Raw genomic sequence first — 14,772 nt, forward strand, 5'->3', positions numbered from 1 at the left:
AGTTTATAATGCAAGAAATTTTCAAATCTCTGGCCAAGCCACGATTGCCAGAGGTTCCAAAAGACAAAATCATCAAAAACTCCATCAATCTCTCTGAGCAAAACCATCGTGCCATGACCGAAATCTGCGGTGCGATCCATGGTGTCATTTTGCGAAAAAGAGCAATTGCAGATATTTGCCAAATGCTTGTTGGCAAAGGCGGCCCTGCTGATGAGGCTACCGAAGCTGTTTTGACCTATCTGATGGACCACCCTGACGGGTCAGATGAAGAGCTGGAAAACCAGATCACAAATCATCCCGCCCGTTTTCGTCTTGAAAATGTCGGCGGAATTTATGGTAAGCGGGCCAAGGCCGGGTTCTTTGATGAAAAGCGGTCTGATCTTCTCCGTTCTGCCGCCTTGTATCGTAAAGACCTGTTCCGTGGACGCACTCCGGAACAATGCCGGGCAATCAATGCTTTAATCGTCGGGAGAAAACCGTCTGCAGGCATTGTTTTTGGCATGCTCGTCGAACTCGGACTTGCAACCAGCAAGCGCGAGAACATCAAGCTGGGCAAAGTTCATGAGGAAGAAACGACCAAAACGGCAGCACTCGAAATTCGCTCTTCGGTGTGGCAGGAAGTGAAGCAAATCCATGCGGAAAGCAGCATTGCCAATTATGTCATCGTCGCTGGGTTGCTACGATTTTCCCTTGCTCGCTACGAAACGCGCGATCTTATTCTGGAGGCTTTCATATGTCCGGTAAGAGAGTTGTCACTCAAAAAATGATGGTTCGCCTTCCCGAAGCCTATAATCAGGCATGGAAGCGAGAATTTACCGACAAGCAAAGATTTGCTGGCTTATATCGGGCATGGCAACTGGCCAAGCGCAAACCATACTTCTGGACGCATTTCGCACAGAGAATCACAGAGGGCGAGCCGGGCAAAACCACAAGGCTCACCATGCCAATCGATATCGTCGAATATATAGCTGAAAACAAGTCGACGCTACGCGTGCCTGTCTCCCACAGTGTGTCCGCCTTGCTCTTTCTGGCATTTACCGATCTCAGCAACATATTATATTGCAAGGACATCGATCAGGGTGACGGATTGCATCTGGAAGATGCCGCACCTTCAAATGCAGAGGCAACAGAAGCGGCCTGATTATCTCGGTCGCTTAATTTCCAATTTGCGTCGGACTATTCCTCCAATTCTCCGGGATATATCTTCTGTCAGACCAGATTCACGAATGGCGCGCAACACCTGAACCTTTTCTCGACGCGCCTGAATGACAGGGTTCTCATCTACTGCCCCCTCATCTTTTGTCATATTTCTGACAAGGCGTTCGAGTTTGCGTCCAATATTTCTCAGACCCAGAACAACTTCACTTGCTTCTTCCCAGGACACGTCCATACGCTCCCAGGATTTGGGGCCGCGGTTCACCTCACGTTCAACTTCATCCCAAGCCGTTCCATCAGGCAATCGGTTTCGCAATATCACACGCTTTTTAAGGAACGACCTCTGGCGCTCCAACAGCGTGTCATATTCCTTGCCGGTCCTGGTTTCTCGGCTTTTCTTCCAGGCCATCTCGGAAACAGCGCGCTCAATGGCCCCGTTAGCTCGGATCAGCTTTTCGAGATGAACCTCGACAAGCCAGTTGTGTTGCGCTGTCTCGACCTGTTTACGATCCTTGTCCAGACGTCTTTGGGCGTACTGGGTTGCCACGCCAATATTTCCGAACAACCTGCCATAAAATCTGTCCAGCTTGCGCGTATATCGCCTCGCAGAGGTTCCACACTCGGAATCTTCAAGAAGAAGCTCGAGCCGCGACCTCAGAACTCTGTGGCGTTCATGCAACCACTTCTGCTGATGTTGCCAATCGAGAACCGTTACATATTGTTTGGTTGCTCTGGTTACAGTTTCCAGATACCGGGCCTGTGCAATGCGAATTGCCGTCGTCGACGCTTTATTTTCATTGTCACGAACCGTAACTATTCGCCGATCAAGCCTTTCAGCAACAGCCAGTCTTTTGCGGATCCTTTCAATCTCGAACTCTCGATATCGCCAGGCCATTTCAGCTTCCGCAGCCTGTTTGCCCCGGGCTGTAACAATTCCACGACGTTCCAGTCCAACGACTGCACTTCCCAGATGTTGCTGAGGGGGTTTATCTATGCCCATTTCCAGATAGGTTCTGGGGTCCCACAAGCGCTTTACCCCAGATCTTTCAAAAGCTTTGTTTACGATCTTGGCATAGGACGTCCGCAAATCCTTTATAAAGCTCTGTCCTCGCACCTTTTGGTTTTTCATACGGGCAAAAATAGGCTGATCCCAGGAATCCCAACCCAGAAGTGGACGATCATGGAAAAGAAGATGGAGATGATAATTTCTCGGATCAGATTGTTTTTCGGGAAGATGAACAACCCCATGCCATGGCAACCCCATATCGTCCAGAATTGCACCAAGCTGTGACAGTATGTCGCGTCGGCCTTCCGGCCCAATAGCTTCCTCATATGGAAGTTCAGCAATCACTCTGTGCTGAATCCTCTTTCCGCCGCCTTCACGCCGTTCAACGGCATCCCAAAACATTTTCCGGAACTCGGTCTCACCGTGAATATTGCCCACCGAGCTTTCTATACCGGCGGAAAATTCAACCGCATCATCCCTTTCGATATAGGCCTGAAATGCCGCGGCTCCTCCCACACGCAAGCGAGCCCCGTTAAAGGTTGAGACTTCGCGCATTCCGGCAGGAAGAGATTCGTCAAAGCGGAAGGCACCAATCCCGCCAGGGTGGCGAATATTTGGATGATATGTCAAACCGGCTTTTTGGGCCGCGGCAGGCTGACCGACACAGTAACGTTGCGACGCACCGACGGATTGCCAGCCTTTGAGGCTGAAGACAAAGGTTTGACCTCCAGAAGCTGATATCGGTCGGGATGTTTTGAGTGCCGGCACCAATGGGTTGCGACGGGATGCAGCGAACCTTTTAAAATCCCATAGGGGATCAGAATGCAGCAGGCGTTTAATCAACGCCTCCTCCGCCATGGTGACGCGTCCTAATTTGGGCCCGGTGTCTTCACCGCCATCGAGGAGATCATCAAAAAAAATGCGCATCAGTTAAAAGCCATGCATCGGGTCGCAATGGTCTGTATATTGTCTGAGCTGCCTGCCTGAGTCCTGAGAGTGCAAAGGATCAGTGACGGCTTCCCGTCCGGTTTGGATAGATATATCTCCGTGTTACCTGACAGATAATTCAGGCTTACGCTGGCGGGCTCATAACCCTGTCCAAGGAGTGCTGCTATTGTTCTTGTCTCGAGCGTCAGAATTTCCTGGTTCCAGGTCCTGGTTTCCTCAGTCTGGGATGTGCGCGGAGTGATCTTCCCCCCGGCATTGCCCTGATAGGCATTCCAACTGCCTGATTGAGCCAACAACGGTTGGGGCAGAGCGCACAAGCAAATGCTTGCGCCGATTGTCATGATTGATTTCAGCCTCATGCTGCTTCTCCGCTTTTAGTCATGCAACGACTGCACAGATTTGAGGAAGCCCAATGGCAGGTTCCATTATCCGTCAGACAGGCATGCAGATCATGGCACCCGCAGCTGATACAACGACGGACATTTGATAAAGGAAACTCAAGGATTGACACGCCATCGATGACATTGCCGTGTGGCGCCACACGCCCCGCACCCCATTGCTTGAAGAAAACTGCAACGCCAGCTGCTTGGCATTGATCAATGAGATTGCGGACCCATTCATAATTCGCCACCAATGGTTCCGCATCTCCCATCTGCTTGCTTTGCCCACCAATGATGACCCAATCGAGCAGATGCAGCCATTCAGTCAGATCCACCGGGCCCATGATCGGCTCGATGGATAGGCCCCGCACGATCGCTGGCACCGCTGCCAGCTTGGGCATATCCCGATCGACTTCTTCCTGATTGACCATTGTCGCCAGCAACCAGGTATTGCTATAGCCGTGCTCCCAGTCGGCGGGCAGCATTTTAACCGCATTGCCAATCCGTTTGGTTACCAGGATAAAATCAAGATGATTGGTTGTCCGCAGTGTGTTCCAGACATCTTCGCGCCATTCCTCGGGTACTTCATTGTCGAAAATGTCGGAAGCCGAATTCACAAAGAAGCGCTGACGAACACCCAGGCGTGCTGCTTGCTGACTGGCCTTGCGCACTTTCGCGCTAAAACCTTTCACCTTGTGACGAGCTTTGCCTTGCCCCCATTCCACCATATGCAAGCGCTTGGCGAAAAGCGCATCGGCATAGCAAAGATTGCAACCCGGGCCGACTGCTGTGCATCCGATCCAGGCGTTACCGGAATAATGCGTCCATTCAATACCGGATTCACGTATGGCCATAATGTTTCCTTTCCAGTTCCATCAGGAGGACGGGGTATTTGAGAGCAACCTCTGGGGCTTTCGCTTGCAACAGGTCCGCCGATCGAAAGCCGCTCTCAAATCCCGAAACTGGCAGGAATTGCAGTGCCAGTTGTTTTCCGAACATGCTCGGCGAGCTCACGCATCTGTCGAGCTTGCGCTTGCAGCTGCCCTTCAAGTCTACCGCAGCGCTCCTTGGCATCCGCCAATGAGCGGCTTAAACGGGCTACAAGGTTCTGCTGCTCCCGTTTTCGGTCGAGCACCTCCTGGGCATCGGTGTTGTTGCGCAGTGCCGAGAGGAACAGCAGCAACTCGTGATCACGATTTCCGGCAAAACGCATCGCTTCGACCTTGGCGCGATGCTCTTTCCGATGCGGGGAGTTCTCGATATGCAGGCAGAGTTGAGGCTTTATGTGTCCACGGCTATTCACCCAGATCAGGCCCCATTTCTCGGGCAGATCTGCCGGGGAAATGAGCCCTTCCGGACACAGATAGAACCGCCAGTCGCCAACACCGATTGACGGGTCAGCCCGAAAGCCCTTCTTTCGGTCTGCAAGAAAATCCGGGCGGCTGGTTTTAACCTCCACCAGATAAGTTCCCGACCATGGACCGGATGCTCGATATCCCAGCACATCAGGGCTTTCGCCTCCATAGATGCTGCTGATCTCGCGAAGCGCCAAATTGCAGCCAAGTCCACGTGATGAGTGGGCGCGCAACAGCCATTTTCGAGCGACTTCACAAAGCCTGTCATGCTCACTAAGCGTTCGCTCTTGCAGGTCGGCCGGCACTGTCGCCAGACTTTCAGTGCGTCGAACGATGGTCATCAGGATTTCTCCGTAGATGCTGCAATGATGTCCCCTGGCAAGGGCGAGCCCTTTATTGCAGCAGCCTGCTTGGCACGAATGCGAGGGAATTCTTCCCACACGCGCGCAAGTTCATCTTCGCCGGCATGTAGAAGGTCAATGCCAAGAGCAGTGCACAATGTCGCGAGTGTCACCATCGTACCGCCCACTTCCTGATGCGGATCTCCGGTCGGCTTGTTGGACACATGGTGTACAAGCTGAATGATTTCGTCGGCGGTTCCACCAGCTGCCTGATGCAGCTCTATCGCTTCCTCCATGAAGCGATTGCGGCGATGAAAGTGATCAATAGCCGTCTCTACCCCAAAACAGGCCGACGCCCAATCTCCGGCCCGTTTCTGATAATCGCCCTTAAGGTGATCTATCGTGGTCCAGATTTTCTTCGGGCACATGATCGTCAATCTGATGGGATGTTTGTAGGTCGCAAGTTCCTTAAACCAGTTATCCAGTCGCGCACTGCAATTGGCCCGACAGGACGCGGTAACGTTCAGGAATTCCTCAATCCCCACAGTGACGCGCCATCCCATGACTTCAGTGACTTCCTCATCACTGAGCCACCACGTCAGCCCACGGCCACGGTTGATGACAGCATGTTTCCACGGCAATCTGGTTTGAGCGAGAATATATCTCAGCTCAGTCTCACCATCTCGCTCACTAAAGATGCCCTCACCGGTCACTGTTAAAGACTCATCATCATTCGGGACCGGTTCAACCAACACACAAGTAACGCCATCAATCACGCGAGGATCAAATGGAACGGATGCCGTCTCGATTACCTTGGTCATCGCGCACTCCTTTGTGAAAATCGCAATGTGCCGCCCGCGATGTAATGCGCAGACGGCTCCGATCCGATCCATCGACGCCCCAGCTGCTCAGCGGCAAAACACGTTGCAAGCGAACCCGCCATCGGATCGTAAACGAGATCGCCCGGCTCAGTTGTCAGACGGATAAATCGATCAGGCAGCGCCAAAGGCGAGATTGCCGGGTGCGGCTTGATACCAGCCGACTTGCACGCACGGCGATACGCGCTGTGAGGGCCTTCGTGAGATTGCACCTGAAGCACAGACGGAATGGCAGTACCCGAAGTCTTCAAAAAGCCCTGCCCCGCTATCGCGCCGCCAGGGCGCTTGCCAAGGCCTGTACCGCTTGCCAATGCGTTTGCACGCCAGCGCGTCGTGTTCGGGCTTTCTGCCTCACGTACGTTGTCGTTGTTCGATTTGAAGTCCTCCGACTTAGAGAACCACAACACATGCTCGACTGTGTTTTTCAGTCGCTTCTTCTGCACCGATACCCACTGTACCGGCGATGGAAGTTTTGCAGGATTGTGCCAATAATGCTCATCCACCAGGTGCAAGCCGATCCGGTCGATCAGGTCCAACTGGAAGCGTGCGGCATATGGATCCTTGAACGGCTTACCCGCCTCCGAAATCGATCCGATATTCACCACAAGAGATCCGCTGTTGGCCAATAGACCTGACCACAGTTCCGACAGATCGCCCATCCATTTCAGCCAGTCGGCACTCTTCAAGTTTCCGTATTCTTTCGGCTGCAAAAGCGGATAAGGCGGACTTGTGTAGATCAGATCAATGACACCGGGCTCAATAACGGCGGCCGCCTCCTCGGCGGACCCCCAAAGCACCTGTCCAAGCTCGGTCTCCCAGATCGTAAACACAATCCCGGTCTGGTTGTTGGCCAACTTATCCACGGCCTCTTCAGTAATCGCCCAGACACCTCGCCCAGCTGATCGCAACAAACCATCCTCAATAGCACGGTGACGGGCCCAGCGGACACGTTGCTGGAACTTTGAAACCGTTTTGCCTTGCCCGGACTTCACCGTTTCTGACAAGGCGTCGGCGCTCAAGTTAAACTGCGCTTCAAGAGCCTCATACGCATCACGCGCTTGCAGTTTTCCGCCAGCGGCCTGACAGGCTTCAAGCAAAGGAAGAATGAGCTGCTTCTGGGAGGGAATGGTGGTCATCGATGGCGCTCCATCACTTCCTCATTCGCCTCCCCAGCGCCCATCGCCTTCACAAGTTCGAAAAACTTCTTTCGGACACCGGGATCAATGATGCGGTAGTAGGCGCGGACAAGCTCAAGTGTCTCGCGCCGATGCATCGGATCCGCTTCGTGTTTGACATCGGTCTGTCGGCGTTGCTCCGGCGTTTTTTGCTTGATCTCCTCAGGCATATCATCAAAGAAAAAGGAGACCGGAACATCCAGAATCGATGCGAGATCATAAAGGCGCGATGCCCCAATGCGATTGGCGCCCCGCTCATATTTCTGCACCTGCTGAAACGTCAAACCGATGTCACGCCCAAGCTGACTTTGGCTAAGCCCGATCAGCGTTCGACGCAAACGCAGTCTCGCACCGACATGCACATCTACGGGGTTCGATTGACCTTTAATACCGCGTTGTCCGCGAGTGCGCTTTTCTACGGTCACTTCTTTATTCACTTCTTCTCTCCCTGATCAAAGATTATGGGCACAATTACTGCCCTTCATGCTCGATGTTATCACCGTTCAGAGACATGTACGCGTGTGCTTCCACAGCCTCTCTAATCTGGGCGGGCGTGAGCAAGAGCAGAAGGGCAATATCGTTGACCGTAACCTCCGCATTCTGGGCGGCCGATATGACTTGAACGATCAGTGACAATTCCCGCACATCAATTACTGTGCGCGCAAACTGTCGATCCCTCACGAAGATCAGTGTGCCGTCACTCGTTCGCAGTGTTGAACGCCACGTTGCCGCTTGCTCGATGACAAACGTCGTCGTGTTGAAGGCTGCGCGGGCTTCCGAAACCGGTATGTCACGGCCTTGCAGAACAAGCCAGCCTGCCAGAGCTTTTGAGAAGAGATCGATCGAGATACGGCCGCCATTCTCGATGTTCCAGAAGCCATCGTCATCCGGTCCCGTTTCCAAGCCGGTGATCAACATTGTGCCAACATTCATGCCGCGATCTCCTGATAAACCTCAATGTACGAGGATACAGGGCCCGCGATGGGCCGCTCATATGAAATTCGGTACACCATCTGATCAGCATTCCATACACCATAAGAAGCAGACCAGATGGATTGAAAGAGACTTACGGCGCTTGGATGAAATCCAACACTTACGCGACCGATACAGGCCGACACGCCTTCGTCGACGGCATCTTGCTCACTGATGTCACCAAGCCGAACCAGGTCGATTGCTGTGATCCTCATAAAGAGCCGATTGCGCTCAAATGGCATATGCATCGCCGGTACCCATCGAATGCTGTTTGCGGCACCGCGCAGCTCTTCATCCGCGCGATAGCGCACGGCCGAGATCGTGGACCGATCGCGCTCCTGCTTCGTCAGGTCGAAGTAGTCGCCTGACGTTCCATGTTCTGTTGCATAGGTCGCCTGCCATGCCTCGCGAACCCATCCCACAACATTAAGGCGCTGCTTCAACGCCTCCTGCGCATTGCGCAGAATGGCCGAACCAGCCGGTCGCCGGGTGGCGGTTTTAAGACCATCGCAATTGGCACGGACCATCTCTGACGAAAACGGCAACGGCACAAGATAAAACCCGTCATAGCGTGTACAGATCGGATCCAACATAGATGTGTTTCTCCTGCGCTACGATTATTTCGAAGCTTGGAATAATGCCAATTCGTCATCAAAAAGCACGCGGCCCAATCCGATGGCATCGGCAAGGCTGAACGAACTCTTGCCATGAATCAGCCCGGCAAGACGATGACGACTGAGCATCCTGTGTCCTTCCTGGCGGATCGCAGCAGATAAGGAAGAAACTGAAAATCCCCTGCTCAGGCGGGCAGCTTCAATCTTTGCCGGCAACCCTTCTTCCAGGGAGACCAGATTGGCTTCGAGCTTTGGAACAATCGTCGACATTTTCTTGCAATCCTAATTTTCTTGCAAATGAATTTCTTTCAATGTAATACATTTTGGGTAATGCGCCATAACAAATTGGCGATTTGACTGTTTTTTTCTGGCGGGAAGGGATTAGAGATTTGAAATTTCAGACTTTTGACAGATGGCTGTAAGTGAGCATATCGAGGTGTGGTCGCGCTGGGCGTTCATCGGATGGGCGTGGACACGTTGCGCGTTTCTCTTGCAGTGCGTCTATTTCGTCGTTGGTGTGGCTCTTCCTGCTAACGTCGAAACGCTTGCCGATCTGATCAACACCTTTGGCGCCTACTCCCTTCGAACGCTGGGCTACGGTCTCTTCTTCCAATGTGCCGCTTCGCTCTGCGTTGGCGCGATCGCGGTGTGTGTCGTCGTGCTTAGACAGATGTTCATCGATTTCTTTGGAGCCGAGCAAACCTCCGAAACGAACATCCCGTCCGACACCCCTCACGGGCCGACTGTCGACTATGAAGCGCGTGTAACGATGAACGATGTGACGATGAAGCGTGTTTATTCCGGAGGGCCGGATCAACTCGCCGCACTAGGGTTGCGGCCCGCTCCTCGTCGTTCTGATCAATCACGGAAGGGATGAGCGATATGAATATTCTCGACGCGCAACAGTTGGCGGGCGATCTCATCTATCGATATCTGTCGGTGCAGTATCACTGTCGGGACTCTCGGGACCTTGTTCGAACCGGCAGATTCGACGATACCCCTGTCGATGTGGAAGCATTGAACCATGACCTGACAACAATGATGTCAGCGTTTGGCATGTACATGCGCGATCTCGGGATGCTGGCAAACGGACGCTCCCACATTCACCCTGAAAGATCTGATGCCACCCAACTCAACAATGAACTTTATGACACAGCACGGCGCGTGCATCACACCATCAAACATCTCTATTGTCCGCCGCTGTTCCATAAAAGCTCGGCCTGGCAAGACTTCTGCCAACTGGTTGCGCAGATCGCAGGAGAAGAACCCGTGTTCGGGAGAACACGCGACTACAAGCTGTCTCGACAAGACCAGATTGAAGAACTGCTTACTCTGGCGCGTTACACCGGATACAAGGTGTGTTCTTCAAGCTGGCTAAACCGAATGCTCGGCCGCCCGAAACTTACAAGCTGGGGTTGGTTCATTCGCGGTCTTGTCGGCGGCTTATGCGCAGGGGTCGTCTTTGTACTGATCACAAGCTCACTAAAGACGCACAGTATAATCGAGGCCAGTTACCAGATCATTGAACTGTTCTGGATGTGCGTTCCGCTGAGCATGGTCGGTGGCGGTCTGGCCGTTTCGATCTATTGGGTCTTGCATGCTCTTGGCAAGCCCGATTTAAGCATACGGGATCATCCTCCAACCGGGCGCGTCAATCAAGAATCCGGCGCGAAACCCACGGCGGATTACGACAGCCAGATTTCGGCGGCCGATGCAAGTGTGAAGCGCGTCTATACCGGAACACCAGATCAGTTTTCGACAATCGGAATGGACACAGAGCTGAACAGAACGGCCCCCCCCAAGAATGGCGGTTCCTCATGAGCAGTGCTTCAGCTTCCGAAGAATGGTGGTGCGCACACTATCGCGAAAAGGTGATGAACTACCTGCGCTTCCATCGCCAGTTCACCAAGAGCACCATCCGTCGCCATTTTGGGAGCGACCTTGATCGGGAGCGCCTTGATCGGGTCATTCAGGCTTTGGTCGAGGATGGAACCTTACGTGAAAGCGGGCGTCGCTTTTTCTGCCTAAAACCGCCACCACAACTGACCCGCGCGCCCGCAGTTACCGAGCAAACCCGTGCCGAGTTCGCAGCAAAAAGTGGCCCTGAAAAGCAGGCTATCGCGGCAGCTGGTGATCTGCGTCGTCAAGCGACGTCGGCTGCGGAGAAACGTCAGCAACGGCGCATGGCGCGTCGTCGCCTTCCCTCACTCGGAGGACCTTGCCAATGACAGATAAAGTGGACACCACCTACCTTGCCTTTTCCTGGGCGGCCATTGCTTGTGCTGAAACATTTTTGCATAGCCTGTCGCGCAATAGCCCAAAGGCACGCTCTCATGCAGAACTGCTGATCGAGTTTGTGAAGGTCGGTAAACTCGGTGCTGCACCAAGTCACTATATCAACACCGTCGTCAGGCAGTATCCCGATCTCGCGATCCATCAGACAAGAGCGAACCGCGAGCTTCAGAAACTGCAAACAAACCCGCCCCGCAAGGCCGCAGAATAGACAAGGCCCCGTAGCTTAGCGGTCAAAAGCTGTCGACTCATAACCGAAGGAGCGCAGGTTCGAATCCTGCCGGGGCTACCAACACACTACGGAGATCCTCAATGAATAACATCGCATCCGGCCCGGGCAAGATTACGGCCGACACCATTTGTCTCGATAGTTCGGAATCCAATGGTTTCATTGACAGAAACTTCGTCCTGACGAACCGGGAATATTATCGGGCAATGTGGACCGCTATTCTGGAACGGGCGCGCGAACTCAAACTTGAATTTCGCTCCAACGCGGGTGGCCAAGCAATCACATACGATTACTACCTCGAATATGACGACGTAATGGAGTTGGTATTTGCGCTCTCTTCCGCCCAGGACATGCACCTATATGGCAAAGTTCTGGAAGCTGAAAGCCCGACCGCCTATCGCTGTCTTGTCGAGATACTCAAATCCGCTGCCTTGCAAGGATATGCTTTCCGGCCTGCGGATTAGGGAGAACCATCATGACTAATCTTCAATCAAACCCGCGACAGAAAGCACAAGAAATTCTGTTCGCGTGGTTCGCGTTTCAACGGTCGCTGGGATCACGCATCAAGATCGCAGTCGATGCCATTGAACCACAAGCAAACACCGACCTGATCATTCGCCTTCTTGCCGATATGGCAGCACAGCTTGATAACCTTCCCGAAATCATCTCGGGCAAGTTGCCATTCCAGGATGAAACCGCTGGCGGGGCAGCCCTATCCTCTGTACTCCGAGAAGAATGCAAAGGCATTCATAATCGAATTCAATCGCTCGACGTCCCGGCAAGATGGGTGGACCCACTGGACCGGGATAACACCTGGCCGCTTTGGAAAAAGTTCTGTGATCTTGTTGCAGATTACATTGATGCGAAAAGGGTCTATGGCCAGTTCATTTCCAATGAACAGGACGCTTCAAAATGGCGCGAGCTTTTATTGCGCCTTGTCGACCCCAGTCTTGGAACAATCATCGGACCTTCCAGACTGAAACACTGGCTCGGTGTTAAGCACATTCAGATCAAATTGCCCGATATAAGCACGAACCCACCTAAAGGTCGTGGCCCTTTCACTATCGACGAAACCGACCATGAGTTTCTTAAACGAAAGGCACGCCAGCAGGTCGTTGACAATGGGGATGTCTACAAACTGGAAAGGTCTAAACCATGACCGCCAAATGCACGATCAACGGTCACGGCTTCCAGTTCCTGTTCGACGCCCTCCTCAACAACGCCTATGCCAAGTTGAAAAGGCAAAAGTTGCCATCCAGATCGAAACGGCTCCGGCTTCCCTTCGGCCGGATGACACAATCTTTCACGAAAACAGCACACTGGCAGAGACAGATCTGCAGTCCATTCTCTGGTTGATGCCAGCATCACGCTACGGGGCTTTCGATCACCTGATCGATGCCCTGCCCTATCGCAAGGACGATCGGGCCAATACCTTTGGTGATCTCGCCTGGATCCTTAAGCAGTATTTCCTGATCCGGATTAAAAAGCGACAGGATCTCGCCGATGAAATGCTTTTTGAGCATGTTGGCCAACCGTCAGGCACCTTTTCTGCCGAAACACCGGCGCAACCGGCGGTCACCGGCATTGCGGCCGACAAGGACTGGTATGATGGCAAGGGTTCGACCGGGTCACCGCATGTGCGAACGGAACGGCTTAAGCGACTGGCGGGAAAATGGCTTCAGGCGAAAGACGCTGCAACGTGGCTTGATGGCTGGAATGACGAGCTCCAGAACAGTCCGCTTGGCGCGTCCTTCTTCTCGGCCAGCGCCTATATTCGCGCTCAGGAACTCTTGCGCGATGAAGCAGATCGCAAAGATCTGCAATTGCCGCTTTGAAGTTACGACAATAATATCTCCTCATCCATCATTCGAGACAGGTCGTCCAACCCTTGTTAACACCTTACATCCCTCATCCAGACTTTCTGATTTCTGTCGCCCCATCCGATCCTGAGGATCCTGCATCCGGGAAATGGATGCTGCATGTAAATCCGCGCGAAGAGCGGTTTAAAGCATCCGACGGCAGTCTATATGAAAGCAAACTCTATATTCGATATGCTGTCGTCAGCAGGAACTGGTATGAACGCCCGGTCCCCTACAAGTATTTCGACGCCATCTATAACGCCCACCAGAAATCCCTGGCCGTGGTAGCCAATGTCCTGTTTCTGGACCCTGATGAATTACGGGGTTACGGCATTGGCAGTTGCCTGATGAACAGGATCATTGACTGGGCACAGGAATGGCCAGAGGCAAAAGTTTCCCCGATAGACATCTTTGACCCAGACCCTTTGACCGTTGCCCGCCGCAAGAATTTTTACGAAAAATTCGGACTGGAATTTGAGTTGATCAAGGGCAGACCAGTCATGAAACACATTCTGGTCAAAGATCTGAAAAAATCTGAAAGCGGTGCTTCGAACCTGATTCATGATCTACCGGTCGGACTGATGAAGATTTGCCAGACAAAGGATCAGCTTGAACGTGATCTTGCCCATAAAACCAGAGAATATGATCATCTGCGAGATTTCCGAAACGTCTTTACAGACAAGCCCTTTCTGACAGGCCTTTCATACTGGTTTTCAAAAAACCTCTACCGCCTGATGCTGTATGGCTTACTCTTAATCATTGGGGCAAGTTTCTGGTTCAGCCTGACATAAGCCGAGCCTGAAACGAGCACGGCTCCTCTCCAAGCGGACCAACCTTCAAACCTAGTTTGCCGACGAAATGAACAAGCGCGAAACAAAGCCCCTTCATCTACTGATTGACGGTGACCAGATATCTTCGGCGGCTATACCCGCCATTCTGCAAGCGCTTTATGACCATGCTTACCAAATGGTCTGGCCGGTTTATGTCTATTGCAACGAAAAAGCGGAAGCATGGTCAGGTGTAATGTCAGTCGAACAGCTTGAGCTTACAGTCGCCCCCCAGATCCGGGATGCTGCAGATATCGCAATTACCCTGCAAGCCGGACGGCTCATCGAACGCGGGGCCAATTGTATCGCGATTGCATCAGCTGATCGCTTGTTCATGACTACCTTTGCGCTCTTCAGGAGCTACGACATAGAAGCTGTGGCCATCTGTCCGGCAAAAAACATCATGCGCAAGCAATTGGCATTACATGCAGATAAATGCATCCTGTTTCACAATATCAGAGACAGTGCCCGCGGTTCTCCAGCCGGTGTAGCCCCTCCACCGAAACAAGAACCAGTTGCTGAAGATTTGCGAGAGCTTCTTGAGCAGCTATGCGGCCAAGATCATATGGTTGAACTACAAACCATCGGGGATTTCGCCGCTCAACTCGGGATCCGTTACAGTGCCAGCCTGAGCAAGCAGATCGGGCGCTTACCCGACTGGGAAGTGGTCAAGAGCCATCGGGTGCTCTACGCAAAAAAATCCGCTTGCAAATAACCGTAACTGAACTGTTTGGCAATCAT

20 protein-coding genes and 1 tRNA gene are annotated in these 14,772 nt (G+C 52.8%); 12 read left to right on the plus strand and 9 right to left on the minus strand.

Annotation, left to right across the window (positions count from 1 at the left end):
* Window positions 1-8: 8 nt before the first annotated feature.
* Together TH30_RS18875 and TH30_RS18880 are read left to right on the plus strand one after the other, a co-directional pair.
* On the plus strand, window positions 9-767 hold the full coding sequence (locus TH30_RS18875) for a hypothetical protein (RefSeq protein WP_114099658.1): 759 nt from the start codon (window positions 9-11) through the stop codon (window positions 765-767).
* Window positions 734-1,141, plus strand: coding sequence for a hypothetical protein (locus TH30_RS18880; protein WP_147252065.1), 408 nt, complete (start codon window positions 734-736; stop codon window positions 1,139-1,141). The genes TH30_RS18875 and TH30_RS18880 overlap by 34 nt, the downstream gene beginning before the upstream one ends.
* On the opposite strand, the gene TH30_RS18885 is transcribed toward TH30_RS18880, so the two are convergent.
* The 9 genes from TH30_RS18885 to TH30_RS18930 all read right to left on the minus strand — a co-directional run bounded on the left by TH30_RS18885 (window position 1,142) and on the right by TH30_RS18930 (window position 9,094).
* On the minus strand, window positions 1,142-3,088 hold the full coding sequence (locus TH30_RS18885) for a MobA/MobL family protein (protein WP_114099660.1): 1,947 nt from the start codon (window positions 3,086-3,088) through the stop codon (window positions 1,142-1,144).
* Between the two features lie 376 nt (window positions 3,089-3,464).
* Window positions 3,465-4,343, minus strand: coding sequence for a DUF5131 family protein (locus tag TH30_RS18895; protein WP_114099662.1), 879 nt, complete (start codon window positions 4,341-4,343; stop codon window positions 3,465-3,467).
* A gap of 95 nt (window positions 4,344-4,438) precedes the next feature.
* The gene (locus tag TH30_RS18900) at window positions 4,439-5,185 is read right to left on the minus strand and encodes an adenylosuccinate synthase (protein ID WP_114099663.1); all 747 of its coding nucleotides are present in this window, start codon (window positions 5,183-5,185) and stop codon (window positions 4,439-4,441) included.
* Window positions 5,185-6,006 (minus strand): hypothetical protein, encoded by an 822-nt coding sequence (locus TH30_RS22485; protein ID WP_220150343.1) that lies wholly within the window; start codon window positions 6,004-6,006, stop codon window positions 5,185-5,187. Before TH30_RS22485 ends, TH30_RS18900 begins: the two co-directional genes overlap by 1 nt.
* Window positions 6,003-7,199, minus strand: coding sequence for a site-specific DNA-methyltransferase (locus TH30_RS18910; protein ID WP_114099664.1), 1,197 nt, complete (start codon window positions 7,197-7,199; stop codon window positions 6,003-6,005). The genes TH30_RS22485 and TH30_RS18910 overlap by 4 nt, the downstream gene beginning before the upstream one ends.
* Complete coding sequence (locus tag TH30_RS18915) at window positions 7,196-7,675, minus strand: helix-turn-helix domain-containing protein (RefSeq protein ID WP_114099665.1); 480 nt, start codon at window positions 7,673-7,675, stop codon at window positions 7,196-7,198. Before TH30_RS18915 ends, TH30_RS18910 begins: the two co-directional genes overlap by 4 nt.
* Before the next feature lie 34 nt (window positions 7,676-7,709).
* Window positions 7,710-8,171 carry a hypothetical protein gene (locus TH30_RS18920; protein ID WP_114099666.1) on the minus strand — a complete coding sequence of 154 codons (462 nt, stop codon included), beginning with the start codon at window positions 8,169-8,171 and terminating at the stop codon, window positions 7,710-7,712.
* On the minus strand, window positions 8,168-8,803 hold the full coding sequence (locus TH30_RS18925) for a hypothetical protein (RefSeq protein ID WP_114099667.1): 636 nt from the start codon (window positions 8,801-8,803) through the stop codon (window positions 8,168-8,170). Before TH30_RS18925 ends, TH30_RS18920 begins: the two co-directional genes overlap by 4 nt.
* Before the next feature lie 24 nt (window positions 8,804-8,827).
* Window positions 8,828-9,094, minus strand: coding sequence for a hypothetical protein (locus TH30_RS18930; protein ID WP_114099668.1), 267 nt, complete (start codon window positions 9,092-9,094; stop codon window positions 8,828-8,830).
* Window positions 9,095-9,236: 142 nt separating this feature from the next.
* On the opposite strand from TH30_RS18930, the gene TH30_RS18935 reads away from it, so the two are divergent.
* From TH30_RS18935 to TH30_RS18985, 10 genes are all read left to right on the plus strand, one after another.
* Window positions 9,237-9,701 (plus strand): hypothetical protein, encoded by a 465-nt coding sequence (locus TH30_RS18935; protein WP_114099669.1) that lies wholly within the window; start codon window positions 9,237-9,239, stop codon window positions 9,699-9,701.
* A gap of 5 nt (window positions 9,702-9,706) precedes the next feature.
* Window positions 9,707-10,645: a hypothetical protein gene (locus TH30_RS18940; protein WP_147252067.1), complete on the plus strand. Its 939-nt coding sequence runs from the start codon at window positions 9,707-9,709 to the stop codon at window positions 10,643-10,645.
* Window positions 10,642-11,052, plus strand: a complete 411-nt coding sequence (locus tag TH30_RS18945) for a hypothetical protein (RefSeq protein ID WP_114099671.1) — start codon at window positions 10,642-10,644, stop codon at window positions 11,050-11,052. The genes TH30_RS18940 and TH30_RS18945 overlap by 4 nt, the downstream gene beginning before the upstream one ends.
* Window positions 11,049-11,327 carry a hypothetical protein gene (locus tag TH30_RS18950; RefSeq protein WP_114099672.1) on the plus strand — a complete coding sequence of 93 codons (279 nt, stop codon included), beginning with the start codon at window positions 11,049-11,051 and terminating at the stop codon, window positions 11,325-11,327. Before TH30_RS18945 ends, TH30_RS18950 begins: the two co-directional genes overlap by 4 nt.
* Before the next feature lie 4 nt (window positions 11,328-11,331).
* Window positions 11,332-11,408 (plus strand) — tRNA-Ile (locus tag TH30_RS18955).
* Window positions 11,409-11,428: 20 nt separating this feature from the next.
* A complete protein-coding gene (locus TH30_RS18960; protein WP_114099673.1) occupies window positions 11,429-11,809 on the plus strand; it encodes a BTB/POZ domain-containing protein in 381 nt (126 codons plus the stop codon).
* Window positions 11,810-11,820: 11 nt separating this feature from the next.
* A complete protein-coding gene (locus TH30_RS18965) occupies window positions 11,821-12,504 on the plus strand; it encodes a hypothetical protein (protein WP_114099674.1) in 684 nt (227 codons plus the stop codon).
* A 196-nt stretch (window positions 12,505-12,700) separates the two neighbouring features.
* A complete protein-coding gene (locus tag TH30_RS18975) occupies window positions 12,701-13,180 on the plus strand; it encodes a hypothetical protein (protein ID WP_114099676.1) in 480 nt (159 codons plus the stop codon).
* A gap of 137 nt (window positions 13,181-13,317) precedes the next feature.
* Window positions 13,318-13,995, plus strand: a complete 678-nt coding sequence (locus tag TH30_RS18980) for a GNAT family N-acetyltransferase (protein ID WP_114099677.1) — start codon at window positions 13,318-13,320, stop codon at window positions 13,993-13,995.
* 67 nt (window positions 13,996-14,062) lie between these two features.
* The gene (locus tag TH30_RS18985; protein WP_114099678.1) at window positions 14,063-14,746 is read left to right on the plus strand and encodes a PIN domain-containing protein; all 684 of its coding nucleotides are present in this window, start codon (window positions 14,063-14,065) and stop codon (window positions 14,744-14,746) included.
* Window positions 14,747-14,772: the final 26 nt, after the last annotated feature.

Origin of the sequence: Thalassospira profundimaris (genome assembly GCF_003326795.1) — a bacterium.
GTDB lineage: Bacteria > Pseudomonadota > Alphaproteobacteria > Rhodospirillales > Thalassospiraceae > Thalassospira > Thalassospira profundimaris_C.

Coding starts and splice junctions, on each gene's coding strand:
- TH30_RS18875 (WP_114099658.1), top strand. CDS start 9: ATGCAAGAAATTTTCAAATCTCTGGCCAAGCCACGATTGCCAGAGGTT.
- TH30_RS18880 (WP_147252065.1), top strand. CDS start 734: ATGTCCGGTAAGAGAGTTGTCACTCAAAAAATGATGGTTCGCCTTCCC.
- TH30_RS18885 (WP_114099660.1), bottom strand. CDS start 3,088: ATGCGCATTTTTTTTGATGATCTCCTCGATGGCGGTGAAGACACCGGG.
- TH30_RS18895 (WP_114099662.1), bottom strand. CDS start 4,343: ATGGCCATACGTGAATCCGGTATTGAATGGACGCATTATTCCGGTAAC.
- TH30_RS18900 (WP_114099663.1), bottom strand. CDS start 5,185: ATGACCATCGTTCGACGCACTGAAAGTCTGGCGACAGTGCCGGCCGAC.
- TH30_RS22485 (WP_220150343.1), bottom strand. CDS start 6,006: ATGACCAAGGTAATCGAGACGGCATCCGTTCCATTTGATCCTCGCGTG.
- TH30_RS18910 (WP_114099664.1), bottom strand. CDS start 7,199: ATGACCACCATTCCCTCCCAGAAGCAGCTCATTCTTCCTTTGCTTGAA.
- TH30_RS18920 (WP_114099666.1), bottom strand. CDS start 8,171: ATGAATGTTGGCACAATGTTGATCACCGGCTTGGAAACGGGACCGGAT.
- TH30_RS18925 (WP_114099667.1), bottom strand. CDS start 8,803: ATGTTGGATCCGATCTGTACACGCTATGACGGGTTTTATCTTGTGCCG.
- TH30_RS18930 (WP_114099668.1), bottom strand. CDS start 9,094: ATGTCGACGATTGTTCCAAAGCTCGAAGCCAATCTGGTCTCCCTGGAA.
- TH30_RS18935 (WP_114099669.1), top strand. CDS start 9,237: ATGGCTGTAAGTGAGCATATCGAGGTGTGGTCGCGCTGGGCGTTCATC.
- TH30_RS18940 (WP_147252067.1), top strand. CDS start 9,707: ATGAATATTCTCGACGCGCAACAGTTGGCGGGCGATCTCATCTATCGA.
- TH30_RS18945 (WP_114099671.1), top strand. CDS start 10,642: ATGAGCAGTGCTTCAGCTTCCGAAGAATGGTGGTGCGCACACTATCGC.
- TH30_RS18950 (WP_114099672.1), top strand. CDS start 11,049: ATGACAGATAAAGTGGACACCACCTACCTTGCCTTTTCCTGGGCGGCC.
- TH30_RS18960 (WP_114099673.1), top strand. CDS start 11,429: ATGAATAACATCGCATCCGGCCCGGGCAAGATTACGGCCGACACCATT.
- TH30_RS18965 (WP_114099674.1), top strand. CDS start 11,821: ATGACTAATCTTCAATCAAACCCGCGACAGAAAGCACAAGAAATTCTG.
- TH30_RS18975 (WP_114099676.1), top strand. CDS start 12,701: ATGCCAGCATCACGCTACGGGGCTTTCGATCACCTGATCGATGCCCTG.
- TH30_RS18980 (WP_114099677.1), top strand. CDS start 13,318: ATGCTGCATGTAAATCCGCGCGAAGAGCGGTTTAAAGCATCCGACGGC.
- TH30_RS18985 (WP_114099678.1), top strand. CDS start 14,063: ATGAACAAGCGCGAAACAAAGCCCCTTCATCTACTGATTGACGGTGAC.